The following is a 13,965-nucleotide window of genomic DNA, read 5'->3' as shown; positions in this document are numbered from 1 at the left end:
GATTCCCCAACGTCCGCCCCAAGGAGCCGTCATGCGCCACAGCCACGCCCGCACCGTCGCCAGCTCCATTCTTTCGCCTCGCCCGCTGGCTCGCCCGCTGGCTCGCCCGCTGCCGATGCTGCTGCTGGCCCTGCTGCTGGCCCTATGCGCCTGCGCCCGGCCGCAGCCCCTGCGCCTGGAGCTGGCGCACCTGAACGACACCCACTCCAACCTGGAGCCCGTGGACGAACGGCTCGTTTTGCAGGTGGACGGCCAACCGCAGGCAGTGCGGGCCAAAATCGGCGGAATGGCGCGGCTCAAAACCGCCCTGGACGCCGCCCGGTCCCAGACCCCCGGCCTTGTGCTGCTGCACGCGGGCGACGCCGTGCAGGGCACCCTCTACTTCAACGTCTTCCACGGCCGCCCGGAATTCGAACTCCTGAACGCCCTGGGCGTAGACGCCATGTGTCTGGGCAACCACGAGTTCGACAAGGGGCCGCAGGCCCTGGGCAGGATGCTCGCCCTGGCGCGCTTCCCGGTGCTGGCGGCCAACGTGGACGCCTCAAAAGAGCCCGCCCTGGCCGGACGCTGGCGGCCCTACGCCATCCTGCGCGTGCCGACAAAAGGCGGCACCGAGCCCGTGGGCGTCATCGGGGCCACCACGCCCACCACCCCGCGCATCACCGCGGACGTGGGCCGCGTCCGCTTCTCCGACCCTGCTCCGGCCATCCGCCGCGCCGTGGCCGAGCTTTCGTCCCAGGGCGTGAACAAGATCGTGCTGCTTTCCCACAACGGCTACGAGGACGACCTGCGCCTGGCCAAAAGCGTGGCCGGGCTCGACGTGGTCATCGGCGGGCACAGCCATACGCTGCTGGGCGACCGCCGCGCCCTCGCCGCCCTTGGCCTCTCCCCTGCCGGGCCATACCCCACCGTGGTCTCCGGGCCGGACGGCGGCGCGACCCTGGTGGCCCAGGCCTGGAAATGGGGCGAGGTCCTGGGACGCCTGAGCGTGGACTTCGACGCCCAGGGCCGCATCACCGGCCACAGCGCCGCCCCGGCCCTGGTCATGGACAAGGCCTTCTCGCAGGACGGCCGCCCGGTGGACCCGGCCTCGGCCCAAGGCGCGGCCCTTGCCGCCGCGGCCAGGGCCTCCGGCGCCGCCGCCTTCCCGGCCGAGGATCCAGCCATGCTCACGGCGCTTGCGCCCTACACGCAGCGCATCAAGGCCTTCCAGAACGCGCCCGTGGGCGCGACCCTGTCCCAGGATCTGGTGCGCGGCGCGGCCAGCGACCCAGGCCCGCTCGTGGCCGACTCCTGCCTGGCCGCCGTGCCCGAGGCGGACATCGCCCTCATGAACCAGGGCGGCCTGCGCCGCGACCTGCCCGCAGGCCCCGTGACCCAGGGCCAGGTCATGGGCCTGCTGCCCTTCGCCAACACCCTGGTGGTGCTTGAAGTCTCCGGCCAACAGCTCAAGGACGCCCTGGAGGACGCCCTGGCCTCCCAGATTGCTGCACGGCACGGCGAGGCCCTGCGCCCGCCGCATCCGGCGGGCTTCACCTACGCCGTGGACGCGGCACGGCCCAAGGGACGGCGCATCACCGCGCTGGCCCGCATGACGCCAGGTGGCGGATCTGCGCCCATCCTGCCGGGCGACGCCCTGCGCCTAGTCACCATCAGTTTCCTGGCGGGCGGCGGCGACGGCATGGACACCCTGCGGAAGATCGGCGACCGCACGGACACGGGCACTGTGGACAGCGACGCCTTTGCCGCGCACCTCGCGCGCCTGGGGGCCTCCGGCCCCGTGGCCCCGCCCGCCGGGCCGCGCGTCAGCCTGGCGCGGTAGGCCTGGCGCGCTGCTCCTTACACGGACCGTGGCGAGTGCCGTGACCGCGCCAGCTCGGGGTTGCGGGCGCTGCCCGCCGGGATGCCTCTCCCCCCACGGCTCGGCGAAGCGGATGGCGAGGCGGGGACCAGCTTTCCGTAAAACAAATTGCAACCCATTGTAGCGCCTGGGCCACGAATCGCACTCCAACTCCAAGCGCGGACAAGCACCTACAAAATTGTCTCTTCGCGCCTGCATTGCCCCCCCCAAGCGGCAAGCGTCGCCGCCGCGAGAATCACTCAAATTCTTTATTCCGTGTTGTTGAGGGTTAATATGTAGACAGCCTGCCCAAGACTGCTGCATATGATGCGTTCTGAACATTTTCCAACACGGAGGAGCCATGGAAAGAAGCTTGTTTGAACAGGTCCGGTCCCGGGCGGTGGAGCAATGGCGCAAGGCGGGGCTGCTGCAGGAGCCTGTGCGCATTGCCGCGCGCGTGCTTTCGGCCGAGGAGGCCATCGGGAACCCCGGCGAAGGATTCAAGCTCCAGACGGGACGCGAACGCATGATGGAGGCGGAGTTCCACGGCGCGCGCGGCCAGGCCTTCACCGACCAGTTCGGCGACTTCGTCGGCACGCTTGCGGACATCGCGGACATGCCGCTTTCGAACAATTACCGCCGGGCCGTGTTCGTGGCCACGCTCAACGCCACCATGCGCAGCCTGGGCCTGTGCGACCGCACCGTCCACTGCCGCGACCAGGGTCCGTCCGAGTGCGCCGAGCACCTGCGCGAGCACCTGCTGACACGGATCGGCCCCAAGGCGCGCATCACCCTTGTGGGCCTGCAGCCGAAGTTCGTCGCGGCGCTGGCGAAAGACTTCGAACTGCGCGTGCTCGACCTGGACCCGGACAACATCGGCAAACAGGTGTCAGGGGTGTGCATCGAGGGGCCGGAGCAGGAGCGCGATGCCGTGTCCTGGGCGCAGCAGCTTGTGGTCACCGGCTCCACCCTGACCAACGGGACCCTGGGCAACTTCCTGGGCGGACCTCCGGCCACCATTTTCGGCGTCACCGCCGCGGGAGCGGACGCGCTCATGGGCTGGGACCGCTTCTGCGCCAAGTCGGACTGAGCCGTCATGCTCCGCGCACGCCTGACCAAGCGCCTGGACCGATTCGCCCTGGACCTGGAGATTGCCTGCCCGGCAGGCAGCATCCTGGCCCTCACCGGGCCTTCCGGCTCGGGCAAGACCACCCTGCTGCGCCTGCTGGCCGGGCTGGACAGGCCCGATGCCGGACGCATCGAACTGGACGGCGAAGCCTGGCTGGACACGGGCGCAGGGATTTTCCACAAGCCCAGGCAGCGCACCATCGGCCTGGTGTTCCAGGAGTATTCCCTCTTCCCGCACATGACCCTGGCGCAGAACATCGCCTACGCCACGCACGACCGCGCCTGGGCCCGCGAACTGCTGGAATCCTTCGGCATCGCGCATCTGGCCGGAGCCAGGCCGGGCCGCATGTCCGGCGGAGAGCGCCAGCGCGGCGCGCTCTGCCAGGCGCTTGCCCGCAGGCCCAAGCTCCTGCTCCTGGACGAACCCTTCTCCGCCCTGGACGCCGCCACGCGCCGGGCGCTCCGGCTGGAACTGCTGCGCGTGCGCGACCGCTTCCGCCTGCCCATCATTCACATAACCCATGACCTGGCCGAGGCCGCCCAGTTGGGCGATGCGGTGCTGGCCATGGTGGACGGCCGCCTGAACCCGGACTGGTTCCCCCTCCAGGTGGCGCAGCGCCTGGACGAGGAAGCCGTGCTTCTGGCGCGCGCCGGGGACCCGATCTTTTCGCAACCACATCAACCCCAAGGAGCGCTCTTATGAAACGACTGGCCCTGGCTTTGCTGTTCGTCCTGTGCGCCGCGGCCCTCGTCCGGGCGGAAACCCTCACCGTGGCCTCGGGCGCGGGCTACAAACGCCTGGTCACCGATCTCGCCACCGCCTACGAAGCCAAGAGCGGCAAAAAGCTGGAGCTGATTTTCGGCAACATGGGCCAGGTCATCGCTCAGGCCAAGGCCAGCGGGAAAGTCAGCATGATCATCGGCGAGCAGTCCTTCCTGAAGAAGTCCGGCGTCCCCCTGGCCTCCTTCACGGAGCTGGGCAAGGGCGCGCTGGTGGTGGCGTGGCCCAAGGGCAAGAGCATGTCCGGGCTGGGCGACCTGGCCAAGCCTGAGGTAAAGCGCGTGGCCATGCCCGACGCGGCCAAGGCCATTTACGGCGTCGCCGGCATGGAGGCCCTGGAACGCGCGGGCCTTTCGGACGCGATCAAGGGCAAGCTGCTTGTCGTGGCAACCGTGCCGCAGGTGATGACCTACGTGGTTTCGGGCGAGGTGGACGCCGGGCTGGCCAACCTCACCGATGTCCAGGGCCAGTCCGACAAGATCGGCGGGTATTTCGTGGTGGACCGCTCGCAGTATTCGCCCATCAGCATCGGCGCCGGAGTGCTGGCCGGACAGGAGTCCGCAGAGGTTGCGGCGTTTGTGGCCTTCCTGAACTCGGCCAAGGGCCGGGAGCTGGCCCGCAAGCACGGGCTGTAGGGGCATGACCGGGGCCTTGGCCGCGGCCCTCGATCCGGGGGCCGCCTTTTCCATTGTCCTGACGCTCCGGGTGATGGCCTGGACCGTGCCCCTGCTGTTCGTCATCGGGGTGCCGCTGGGCTGTCTGCTTGGGCTGGGGCGCGGCCGTCTGGTGGCCCTGCTCGACATGCTCGTGTCCCTGCCGCTCATCCTGCCGCCCATGGCCGTGGGCTTCGGCCTGCTGTTGCTCCTGGGCCGCCAGGGGCTCCTTGGCGCGCCCCTGGAGCGCTGGGTCGGCCTGGAGCTGGTGTTCAGCACGCCGGGGCTGGTGCTGGCCGCCCTTACCGCAGGCATTCCGCTTATGGTGCGGCCGGTGCAGGCGGCCATGCGTGGCGAGCTGACACGGCTCATGGAGCTTTCGGCCGTCCTGGGCAAGGGCTGGCCCACCACCTTCGTACGGGTGGTTTTGCCGCACTGTCGGCGCGGCATAGCGGCGGGGCTTTTTCTGGCCACGGGCCGCGCACTGGGGGAAGTGGGCGTAAGCCTGCTCTTGGGCGGCGACATCATCGGCCGCACCAACACCGTCTCGCTTGAGATCTACAACGCCGTGTTCACGGGCGACTTCGCCCGGGCAGGCGTGCTGGCGACGCTCTTGGCGCTGGTGTCCGTCGCCCTCACCGTGCTGCTCAAAAGAATGGGCAGGGAATGATGCCCCGGGCAAACCGCCGCAGTTCAGCAAGGGCGACGCAGCCAAGCCGGTCGGGAACGGCCCGCCGCTACTTTGGCGCGGTGGCGTCCTTGAGCACGCGTTGCAGCAGTTCCGTGCCGATGTCTATGGCCGTGCCCACGGCGCTGTCCTTGTCGGTCAGGTCCGGCTGGTCGGGCGTGCGCAGCTTGAGGGTCACGATGTCGGGCGTCAGCACGGTCTTGCCGCCGGGGGTCTGGGCCAGGCGCAGGGTCACGTCCTTCTGGCGGTAGCCGTCCTTGACTATGGTGAGCAGATGGTTCTGATCGGTCTTGGCTTCCACGCCGCACGGGGTGGCCTCGCAGACCTTGACCCCATCCAGAAACACGGCCGCTCCGCCGGGATCGGTGCTGACGGGGATTTTTTGCGTGGTGACGCAGCCGCACAGGGCGGCAAGGAACGCGATGGCAAGCGGGGCAAAAGCACGGCGCATGGCAGGGCCTCCAAATAGGGTTATGCGCGCATGGTAGCGCAAAGCGCGCACGCGGACAATGGCCCGTGGAAGGCGCACACCCCTCCAATCTCTTACTGAAAGTTGCGCATCATACGCCGAGCGGCTACGGGGCTTCCGGCGCGCCGGAGGCTCCGCTCAGGCCATCCATGCCGAGGTCCAAAGCCTGTCGCAGGGCCTCCAGCCCAACGGCCTCCACGAAGCGCGCGGTCCGCTGACGCTTGGCCGCGCGTGCGCCATAGGCCGCAAGCGCCCGCCGGGCCAGCTCCAACGCCGCCTCGTCGGAGAGCCCCCGCGCCAGTTCGTCCGCAACGCGCGGCCTGGCCCCGGCGTTGCCTCCAAACACCAGGGTCCAGCCCGAAGGCCCGCCGATTAGCCCCAGATCGCGCACGCGGGATTCCGCGCAGCAGCGAGGACAGCCCGACACCCCGACCCGCACCTTGGCGGGCAGGGCAAGGCCGCGCAAGACCTCCTCCAGGCGCAGGGCCATTGGCCCGGTCTCGCGCTGGGCGTTTGGGCAATCCGGAGCGCCTGGGCAGGCCTGCACCAACCCGCCGCCGTGCCCGCCGTCGCCGTCCTCCGGCAGGCCAAGCAGCGCAAGCAAACCTTCGCGGTCCTCCGGGCGCACGCCCGGCAAGGCGATGCGCTGTCCGGCGGTGAGCCTGGCCAAGGGAATGCCGAAACGACGCATGGCCGCGGCGATGGTCTCCAATTGCTCTGCGCTGACGCGGCCAAGGATCAGGCGCGGCGTCAGCGCGCTGGCCGTCGGCGTACCTGATCGTGATTGCGCGTGGCCGGAAGCGGACATGAAAGGCTCCTCTGCGGATCGTCTTGGAGCGACCATGCCACAATGCCGAAGCGCGCGCCTTGACTTGCGTCAGGCACGGTGCGCGGTCCGCGCAAGGGGACACAATTCTGCGGAACGCAGATAGTTGCCGTTGACAACCAATTGCCGCATCCCACCCTCAAGGTTCCGGGCTGGGAGGGCTACTTCGGGAATTCGAAATATATCTTGCCCGCCACGCGTTCAATGCGCAGGGCCGTCAGGGCTTGCGATCCGCCCTTGTCGTCGCGCAGGGTCACCGTCACGGTCATGCGGTCTCGGCCGTCCCGGACGGCAGCAATGCCCCTTGCTCCGGGATCGGGCACAAACGACAAGGCGTACGCCGCAGTGAGCGTGCCGCCCGTGAACGGCGCGCCCTTGCGAAACACATCCACATGGTACTCCGCGCCGACCGGACAGGGAATTTCCTGCCGATAGCCTGGGTACAGCCCCCAGCGCGGCGGAGGGTCCGTCCGCCAAGTCACGTCCACGCGGTCAAGGCCCGCATCGCCACAGCCCGCAAGGACAAACGCCGCCAAGGCCAGCACAGCGCACAACACCGCGCGCATCCTCTTCCGCATCCAGCACCTCCGCCAGGGGGGATTTCCCCGTAAACGCTAGCACGTCCCATGCCAACGCGAGAGGTATACCCGGCACACGATCCGGGCGACGGGGCCGATGTCGTGCCCGGCTCATGCTCCGCAGGCCAGGGGCTTACGCGCCCCTGGACCCGCGTGAAGGGAGAAGGGACAGCGGATCCCTTGCCTTCCCCCTATCCGGGATTCCAAGGGGCCGGGAAGGCCCCTTGGCCGCCGGAGGCATACACAAGGCACCACGCTCTGCACGGTTCATGCTCCGCAGGCCAGGGGCTACGCGCCCCTGGACCCACGTGAAGGGAAAAGGGACAGCGGCTCCCTTGCCTTCCCCTATCCGGGGTTCCAAGGGGCCGGGAAGGCCCCTTGGCCGCCGGAGGCATACACAGGCACCACGCTCTGCACGGTTCATGCTCCGCAGGCCAGGGGCTTACGCGCCCCTGGACCCGCGTGAAGGGAAAAGGGACAGCGGCTCCCTTGCCTTCCCCCCTACCCGGGGTTCCAAGGGGCCGGGAAGGCCCCTTGGCCGCCGGAGGCATAAACGGGCACCACGCTCTGCACGGTTCATGCTCCGCAGGCCAGGGGCTACGCGCCCCTGGACCCGCGTGAAGGAAAAAGGGACAGCGGCTCCCTTGCCTTCCCCTATCAGGGGTTCCAAGGGGCCGGGAAGGCCCCTTGGCCGCCGGAGGCATACACAAGGCACTCCCCCTGGGCCGCCGGAGGCATAGACGGGCGCAACAACCTGGCTGGCGCCGTGTCCCTCAGCGCACGGCGCGCTGCATTTCTGCCTCCACATATCGGCCGAGTTCGCACGCAAAATCCGAGTACAGGCGCAACCGTCCCATATCCAGCGGGGCCGCCAGCCTGGTCAGCCGCGCTATGTCGCCGTCCTCCGCGGCGTGGGGCCAAACTCCTGTGAAGAAGAAGCCCTCGGCCTCGGCCAGTTCCCACAGCGTCGGCGTGCCCGGCTGCGCCAGGGGCAGTTCGATATGCAGCACCTCGGCTCCGGCGATATCCAGCAAGTCGACCGTAGCGCGACGGATTTCCGGCCACTGGCGCACGTCGGCGCGACCCACCCGCACGATGCCTTTGGCGAGGCTTCGGTCAAAGGACACGCTGTAAGATCCTGCTGCGGCGGCATCTGGCGCGCCGAACACGAAGGGCCGCTCCATGGTCGCGTAGATACGCGCGACAATATCGTGGTTCCGTTTCGGTGCGAACGCCACGGTTGGGGGCGGAACCGAGAGATGCTTGAAGCAGTGCAGATAGGATTCGCGCTGCGGCGGGCCGTCCTCAAGGCGCATGGCCTTGAACTGCCTGGGAGGGCAGGCGGCAAGGTCCAGGCCGCAGGGTCTGCCCCCAAGCTTGATGGACTCGCGCTGGCTGACGGGGTGGCTCGTTACCGGATTGATGGACACGCCGGACAGGCCCATCTCCTCGGCGCAGGCGGTCAGCGCGACGGCGAGCCGCTCCATGAGGCCGCGCCCCCTGTGCGCGGGCGAGACCACAAGCAGCGCCATTTCGGCCATGGGCACCGGCTGCGGGCGCAGCAGCCCCGCGTGGGCCACCACCTCTCCCGCGGCCGTGACCGCCACATGGCTGCGGAGCACCCCGCGCGCCACCATGTCCAGCACGCCTTCCGGGCGGTAGAACGCCTCGTTCTTGTACGAAAAGCCATACGTCAGCCAGAACAGCCGGGTCACCTGCAAGGCGTCCTCCGGGCAAAGGGGGCGCACGAGGTATTCCTGCTCCGGGGCGCGGGGCGGCCTCGCCTCTCCTTGCTGCTGCCCCTCCTCCAGATCAAGGGCGCACAGCGAAGGCGGCAGACGCTTCACCAGCCGCAACGCCTTGCCCAGGCGGCCCCGATTTTCCCAGACCACTTCGTCCACAGCGTTGTGGATGAGCTTGAGCCCGATGCCGCGCGTTTCGCCATCCGATCGGCGATCGCGGCGCTCAAGCAGGCTGGGATCAAAGGGCAACCCCTCGTCATGGAAGGCCAGACGCAGCTCGCCCGCCAGCAACTCGCCATCCACAAGCACGTCGCCCGGCGTGCCGTCGGCATAGGCATGAACGCAGATGTTCTCAAAGGCCTCCTCCGCCGCCAGCTCCAGGGCCAACATGTCCCGCTCCGGCAGCCCCAAGATGCGCGCCAGGCCACGCACATGCTCCTGGGCCAAAGGCAAAAACCGGGTATCCGCAGGAAGCCGCAACTGCGTATGGGTTTTCTTTTTCATGCTGTGACAGTGCCGTAAACATGTCCCTGTGTCCACATGGCCCGGCGTTGCGCCCGACAGAGCGGGGGCAGGTGTCGTGCCCGGTTCATGCTCCGCAGGCCAGGGGCTTACGCGCCCCTGGACCCGCGTGAAGGAAAAAGGGACAGCGGCTCCCTTGCCTTCCCCTATCCGGGGTTCCAAGGGGCCGGGAAGGCCCCTTGGCCGCCGGAGGCATAAACGGGCACAACGCTCCGCCCGGTTCATGCTCCGCAGGCCAGGGGCTTACGCGCCCCTGGACCCGCGTGAAGGGAGAAGGGACAGCGGCTCCCTCGCCTTCCCCCTTATCCGGGACTCCAAGGGGCCGGGAAGGCCCCTTGGCCGCCGGAGGCATACACAAGGCACTCCCCCTTGGCCGCCAAATGGCGAGCAAGGCCCTTGCAAAGATGACGCGCAGGGGTTACATTTCAAACACGGCGCGCAGTCGGCCCAGACTAGGCTTTGGCCCGCGCCCTGCTTCCACGGACGGAAGACGCTTTTGCCCCGGTCCTCCACAGGAGAGAGGGTGGCGATTTCCCCGATACTCGCAAGAGGTGTCGGGAAACGCTGGACCAGGGGCGGCACAAGCGGCTTCCGGTCTTTTTTTGATTTGACCGGACGCCCGGGCCAGCCCCGGAGACGGCCATGACCCCAGGCATCGGCAGCAGCGGCGCAAACAGCGCGGCCCGTCAGGCCGCTCTTGTTTCACGCCCGCAGGTGCAGACGCGCCGCGTTTCGGTGAAGCTCGGCCCGCTGGGCATCAGCTATTCCACGGACCAGGTGGTGTGGGGCCGGACCGGAGCGGCGCAGGCGAAAGCCCCCTCGAATCCGGAGGCGTCGGCCAATCCTCTTGCCGCGGCCAGCCCGTTCGCCGGGACCGGCGGAATCGAGGCCCCACCCGTGGACTCCGTTGCGCGCGTTGGGTCCTGGGCGACTGGGGCCGACGCCGCGCAGGGTTCCGGCCCCATCCGTTTCGGGGGTGATTTCGATTCCGCGCTGGCCCAGGCTTGGAGCGCGCTCGACGCCGGACGCGCGGCCTCCAGCGTCTGCGACGGGACAGGCGCTTTACGCGCCTCTCCGCAGGCCGAGGAGGCAGAAAGCCCAACGGCAGCGGAACGCGCCGGGCAGGAAGCCCCGGCGGCGCAGGTCGAGGCGGCTCTCTCTGGCGCGGAAGTGGCCGGCCCGGACGGACCGACGCCAGGTGGCGGTGCGCGGTCCCCGGAACATGCGGGTCAAGGCGTCGCGGCATGGCGGCTGCGCCAGGCCCTGGCCGCCTATGTCGCCTGCGCGGAAGGATTCGCCGCCACACGCCCCATGTTGCAAGTCACGGCCTGACGCCTCAGCAGGAGTGGAAGTCCTTGCTGATGTAGAGCATGAGATCGAAGAGGTTGTGGGCCATCTCGTCGGCCAGGGCCGGGGGTTCCACCGGCGCGGCCCCGGCGGTGCGGGTGATGATCTTGGAAAACAGCAGTCCCACGAGCTGGTCGTCGCCCTGGGTCCACGGCGCTGAGCTGGAGGGGAATTTCTTCTGGAATCCGTGGTAGTACATGCGCTCTCCCGGTGGTCGTTCGGCGTGTGCGCAGGGGCGCGTGCGGATTCGGCCGGTGGATGTTGCGCGCCGTGCCGTCCGGGGCTATGTTCCTGCGTCATATGCGCTATCGGCCCGGTTGGCCGACAACTTTACACCGGCCGCACGCCGGAGCGCGTCCTGTCCACCAGCCCCGTACAGATGGAGGCCGATGTGTCCCAGAAGACCGTTCTTGTGGTCGAGGACCACCCGGAAACCCGCGAGTTGTTGTGCTATCACCTGACCTCGGCGGGATACGTCGCGCGCTCGGCCGGAGCCGGACAGCAGGCCCTGGAGCTGGCGCAGCGCATCCGCCCGGACCTGGTGCTGCTGGATGTGATGCTGCCCGGCGGCATGGACGGCCTGGAGATCTGCCGCAGGCTCAAGCAGGACGAGCGCACCCGCATGGTGCCGGTGATCATGCTCACGGCGCTGGGCGACGAGGTGGACCGCATCGTCGGGCTGGAGCTTGGAGCCGAGGACTACGTGTCCAAGCCCTTCAGCCCGCGCGAGCTTCTGCTGCGGGTGAAGGCGCTGTTGCGCCGCGCGGCCCCGCCCGAGCCCCAGTCCTCCGGCTTCAGCAAGGCCGGGCTGTGCATCGACTTCGAGGCGCACAGCGTGAGCGTTGACGGGCAAGACGCGGGCCTTACGGCCACGGAGCACAAGATCCTTCGCGAACTGGTGGCGGCCAAGGGCCGGGTGCTGCCGCGCGAGCGTTTGCTGGACACGGTATGGGATACGGACTTCGACGGCACCTCGCGCACGGTGGACACGCACATGCGCCGCCTGCGCGGCAAGCTTGGGGTCTACGCGGACTGGATCGAGACCGTGCGCGGCGTGGGCTACCGCTTCAAGCCCGTGGAGCCCAGCAGCGGCGACGCCTAGGATATCGTACGCCTATCGACACCGCATTATCATTAGATTTCAAACAATAAAGAAGTAATCGGCAAGCGGCTAAGCGCCTTCCGCCAAGCCGCGCAAATGTGCGGCCCAGCGGTCTGCGGCCGCGCCCAGACCGTAGCGCTCCGCCACATGCCGACGCCCGGCCAGGCCCATGGCGGCCCGGCCCTCCGGCCCCAGCTCCAACACCCGCCCAAGCGCCCCGACCAGGGCCTCGGCCCGGGCCCCGGCATCCGCGACCTCCACGCTGGCCACCACGCCGCCCGGTCCGGCGAGCTCCCGCGCCGCGCCCACGTCCAGGCAGGCGGCCGGAACCCCGCAGGCAAGCCCCTCGGCCAGGGCGTTGGGGAAGCCCTCGCCCAGGGAGGGCAGGGCCAGGGCGTCCAGTGCCGCCAGCACCCGCGGCATGTCCTGGCGCGGGCCAAGACGCAGGGCGCGCTCCGCCAGCCCGTGCCGCGCCAGCAGGGCGTCCAGGCCGCCGCCGGGTTCCGTGCCCGGTCCGCAGAACAGGGGCCGGACATTGGGGAAGCGCGCCCGCAGGCGCGCCAGGGCCGCGCAGAACACGTCGTGGCCCTTCATGGGGTCCAGGCGCGCGGCCAGGCCGACCAGCAATTCATCCGGGCCCACGCCCCACATGCTTCGCAGTTCCTCACGCGCCTGGGCGTTTGGCTGGAACAGGGCGGTGTCAACGCCGTTCTCCAGCAGCACCAGCCTGCGCGGCCGGTAGCCCAGGCGCTCCACATGCCAGCGCGCCCCGGCCTCGCTGTTGGCCGTCACCGCCTCCGGCCAGGCCGAAAGCGCCGAACAGGCCCGCACCGCAAGCCGCGTGCCCACGCCGGAGCGCGAAAAGTCCATGTGCCCGCAGCGCAGCCCCCAGCTCACCGCCGCGCCGGTCCCGCTCAGACGCGCAGCCAGGAGCCCCAGCAGATCCGCGTGGTAGAGCCAGGTCTGCACCACAGCTGGACGCGTGCGGCGCAGCAGGCCCGCCAGGCGCAGCAGCGCCGCCCCGCCGGAGGCCAGGGGCAGCCCGCGCGCAAGGCCCAGGCTGTGCACGGGGACGCCTTCGGCCCGGATGCCCTGGGCCAGCGCGCCGCCCGGGCCGGAGAGGTCGAGCAGGCTCGCCACCTGGCAGGAGAACCCGCGCGCGGCAAGGCCCGGCAAGAGCCGCGCCAGCCAGGTTTCGGCCCCGCCCAAGCCCAGGCCGGTGATGAGATGCAGCACGCGCACGGTGGTCATGGCTGTGCCCTAGCGCAGCTTGCGTCCCGTGGGAAGGGCGTCCGACGGACGTTTGCGGACCGCCTGCCGGATTCCTGCCGTCCCCGTTCCAGCCTGCCGACAGCCATCCGTGGGCCGCGCGTGTTGCAATCACGCCGCGTGCAGCGTACAGGAATCCATCCCATACCATCCGGAAGGTGCCCCTCATGAGCTACCGCATTTTGCAAAAAAAGGTCCTGATACCGGGCCAGACCACGCTGCTCGTCATCGATGCGCCGCACGTGGCCAAGCACGCCAAGCCCGGCAACTTCGTCATCCTGCGCACGTCCGAAAACGGCGAGCGCATCCCGCTCACCATCGCCGACTGCGACCCGCAGGCCGGAACCGTGACCATCGTGTTCCTGGTGGTGGGCAAGAGCACGGCCGAGTTGAACACCTTCGAGGAAGGCATGAGCCTGCCCGACTTCTGCGGACCGCTGGGCAAGCCCACGCACATTGAGAAGCAGGGCACCGTGATCTGCGTGGGCGGCGGCACCGGCGTGGCCGCCATGCACCACATCGCCAAGGGCCACGCGGGCGCGGGCAACCGCGTGGTGGCCATCATCGGCGCGCGCAACAAGGACCTGCTGCTCTTCTGCTCCGAACTCGGCAGCTTCTGCCCCGAGGTGCTGGTGGCCACGGACGACGGCTCCCAGGGCCACAAGGGCTTTGTCACCGAGGTGCTCAAAAACCGCCTGGAAGAGGACAAGGACGTGAGCGAAGTGGTGGCCATCGGCCCGGTGCCCATGATGGAGGCCGTGAGCAAGGTCACCAAGCCCTTCGGCGTCAAGACCACGGTCAGCCTCAACTCCATCATGGTGGACGGCATCGGCATGTGCGGGGCCTGCCGCTGCAGCGTGGGCGGGGAGACGAAATTCGCCTGCGTGGACGGTCCGGAGTTCGACGGGCACCAGGTGGACTTCGGCGAACTGCGCCTGCGCCTCTCCCAGTTCCGCGAACAGGAGCAGGAGTCCATGCGGCTGTTCCAGCACAAGTGCCAGTGCGCGGAGGGCAAATAGC

Annotated in this window: 14 protein-coding genes; 8 read left to right on the top strand and 6 right to left on the bottom strand. The window is 69.1% G+C overall.

Translation table 11 applies throughout. The features are described 5' to 3' along the window. Window positions 1–31: 31 nt before the first annotated feature. The 5 genes from CHB73_RS07755 (at window position 32) to CHB73_RS07735 (ending at window position 5,072) form a co-directional block, all read left to right on the top strand. A complete protein-coding gene (locus tag CHB73_RS07755) occupies window positions 32–1,822 on the top strand; it encodes a bifunctional metallophosphatase/5'-nucleotidase (protein ID WP_179216949.1) in 1,791 nt (596 codons plus the stop codon). Between the two features lie 379 nt (window positions 1,823–2,201). Continuing rightward, entirely contained in the window at window positions 2,202–2,930 is a 729-nt protein-coding gene (locus CHB73_RS07750) for a Rossmann-like domain-containing protein (RefSeq protein WP_089273808.1), read from the top strand. 6 nt (window positions 2,931–2,936) lie between these two features. Continuing rightward, window positions 2,937–3,671, top strand: coding sequence for an ATP-binding cassette domain-containing protein (locus tag CHB73_RS07745; protein ID WP_089273806.1), 735 nt, complete (start codon window positions 2,937–2,939; stop codon window positions 3,669–3,671). Further along, complete coding sequence (modA, locus tag CHB73_RS07740) at window positions 3,668–4,384, top strand: molybdate ABC transporter substrate-binding protein (protein ID WP_089273804.1); 717 nt, start codon at window positions 3,668–3,670, stop codon at window positions 4,382–4,384. Before CHB73_RS07745 ends, modA begins: the two co-directional genes overlap by 4 nt. Before the next feature lie 4 nt (window positions 4,385–4,388). Then, window positions 4,389–5,072 carry a molybdate ABC transporter permease subunit gene (locus CHB73_RS07735; RefSeq protein WP_089273802.1) on the top strand — a complete coding sequence of 228 codons (684 nt, stop codon included), beginning with the start codon at window positions 4,389–4,391 and terminating at the stop codon, window positions 5,070–5,072. Between the two features lie 67 nt (window positions 5,073–5,139). Here the strand turns inward: CHB73_RS07735 and CHB73_RS07730 are convergent, their stop codons facing one another. From CHB73_RS07730 to CHB73_RS07715, 4 genes are all read right to left on the bottom strand, one after another. Further along, a complete protein-coding gene (locus tag CHB73_RS07730) occupies window positions 5,140–5,541 on the bottom strand; it encodes a PEGA domain-containing protein (RefSeq protein ID WP_089273800.1) in 402 nt (133 codons plus the stop codon). A gap of 124 nt (window positions 5,542–5,665) precedes the next feature. Then, a complete protein-coding gene (locus tag CHB73_RS07725; protein WP_179216948.1) occupies window positions 5,666–6,367 on the bottom strand; it encodes a nitrite/sulfite reductase domain-containing protein in 702 nt (233 codons plus the stop codon). A gap of 179 nt (window positions 6,368–6,546) precedes the next feature. Then, window positions 6,547–6,963, bottom strand: a complete 417-nt coding sequence (locus CHB73_RS07720) for a hypothetical protein (RefSeq protein ID WP_089273796.1) — start codon at window positions 6,961–6,963, stop codon at window positions 6,547–6,549. A 773-nt stretch (window positions 6,964–7,736) separates the two neighbouring features. Continuing rightward, on the bottom strand, window positions 7,737–9,209 hold the full coding sequence (locus tag CHB73_RS07715; RefSeq protein ID WP_179216947.1) for a GNAT family N-acetyltransferase: 1,473 nt from the start codon (window positions 9,207–9,209) through the stop codon (window positions 7,737–7,739). Between the two features lie 660 nt (window positions 9,210–9,869). On the opposite strand from CHB73_RS07715, the gene CHB73_RS07710 reads away from it, so the two are divergent. Then, window positions 9,870–10,559: a hypothetical protein gene (locus tag CHB73_RS07710; protein WP_089273792.1), complete on the top strand. Its 690-nt coding sequence runs from the start codon at window positions 9,870–9,872 to the stop codon at window positions 10,557–10,559. A gap of 4 nt (window positions 10,560–10,563) precedes the next feature. Here CHB73_RS07710 and CHB73_RS07705 read toward each other — a convergent pair whose 3' ends face one another. Further along, window positions 10,564–10,773, bottom strand: a complete 210-nt coding sequence (locus tag CHB73_RS07705) for a hypothetical protein (protein ID WP_089273790.1) — start codon at window positions 10,771–10,773, stop codon at window positions 10,564–10,566. 192 nt (window positions 10,774–10,965) lie between these two features. On the opposite strand from CHB73_RS07705, the gene CHB73_RS07700 reads away from it, so the two are divergent. Further along, window positions 10,966–11,676: a response regulator gene (locus CHB73_RS07700; RefSeq protein WP_089274207.1), complete on the top strand. Its 711-nt coding sequence runs from the start codon at window positions 10,966–10,968 to the stop codon at window positions 11,674–11,676. A gap of 69 nt (window positions 11,677–11,745) precedes the next feature. Here CHB73_RS07700 and CHB73_RS07695 read toward each other — a convergent pair whose 3' ends face one another. After that, window positions 11,746–12,927 (bottom strand): glycosyltransferase, encoded by a 1,182-nt coding sequence (locus tag CHB73_RS07695; RefSeq protein WP_089273788.1) that lies wholly within the window; start codon window positions 12,925–12,927, stop codon window positions 11,746–11,748. 185 nt (window positions 12,928–13,112) lie between these two features. Between CHB73_RS07695 and CHB73_RS07690 the strand changes: the two genes are divergently transcribed. After that, the gene (locus CHB73_RS07690) at window positions 13,113–13,964 is read left to right on the top strand and encodes a sulfide/dihydroorotate dehydrogenase-like FAD/NAD-binding protein (RefSeq protein ID WP_089273786.1); all 852 of its coding nucleotides are present in this window, start codon (window positions 13,113–13,115) and stop codon (window positions 13,962–13,964) included. Window position 13,965 lies beyond the last annotated feature (1 nt).

Origin of the sequence: Humidesulfovibrio mexicanus (assembly GCF_900188225.1) — a bacterium.
GTDB lineage: Bacteria > Desulfobacterota > Desulfovibrionia > Desulfovibrionales > Desulfovibrionaceae > Humidesulfovibrio > Humidesulfovibrio mexicanus.
The sequence above is the reverse complement of the archived record's forward strand: the minus strand, read 5'-3'. Positions and strand labels throughout refer to the sequence as shown.

What these genes read in the sequence shown, in the direction of transcription:
- CHB73_RS07695 (WP_089273788.1), bottom strand. Translation starts at nt 12,927, where the DNA reads ATGACCACCGTGCGCGTGCTGCATCTCATCACCGGCCTGGGCTTGGGC.
- CHB73_RS07735 (WP_089273802.1), top strand. Translation starts at nt 4,389, where the DNA reads ATGACCGGGGCCTTGGCCGCGGCCCTCGATCCGGGGGCCGCCTTTTCC.
- CHB73_RS07755 (WP_179216949.1), top strand. Translation starts at nt 32, where the DNA reads ATGCGCCACAGCCACGCCCGCACCGTCGCCAGCTCCATTCTTTCGCCT.
- CHB73_RS07750 (WP_089273808.1), top strand. Translation starts at nt 2,202, where the DNA reads ATGGAAAGAAGCTTGTTTGAACAGGTCCGGTCCCGGGCGGTGGAGCAA.
- CHB73_RS07745 (WP_089273806.1), top strand. Translation starts at nt 2,937, where the DNA reads ATGCTCCGCGCACGCCTGACCAAGCGCCTGGACCGATTCGCCCTGGAC.
- CHB73_RS07705 (WP_089273790.1), bottom strand. Translation starts at nt 10,773, where the DNA reads ATGTACTACCACGGATTCCAGAAGAAATTCCCCTCCAGCTCAGCGCCG.
- CHB73_RS07730 (WP_089273800.1), bottom strand. Translation starts at nt 5,541, where the DNA reads ATGCGCCGTGCTTTTGCCCCGCTTGCCATCGCGTTCCTTGCCGCCCTG.
- modA (WP_089273804.1), top strand. Translation starts at nt 3,668, where the DNA reads ATGAAACGACTGGCCCTGGCTTTGCTGTTCGTCCTGTGCGCCGCGGCC.
- CHB73_RS07720 (WP_089273796.1), bottom strand. Translation starts at nt 6,963, where the DNA reads ATGCGGAAGAGGATGCGCGCGGTGTTGTGCGCTGTGCTGGCCTTGGCG.
- CHB73_RS07690 (WP_089273786.1), top strand. Translation starts at nt 13,113, where the DNA reads ATGAGCTACCGCATTTTGCAAAAAAAGGTCCTGATACCGGGCCAGACC.
- CHB73_RS07715 (WP_179216947.1), bottom strand. Translation starts at nt 9,209, where the DNA reads ATGAAAAAGAAAACCCATACGCAGTTGCGGCTTCCTGCGGATACCCGG.
- CHB73_RS07725 (WP_179216948.1), bottom strand. Translation starts at nt 6,367, where the DNA reads ATGTCCGCTTCCGGCCACGCGCAATCACGATCAGGTACGCCGACGGCC.
- CHB73_RS07710 (WP_089273792.1), top strand. Translation starts at nt 9,870, where the DNA reads ATGACCCCAGGCATCGGCAGCAGCGGCGCAAACAGCGCGGCCCGTCAG.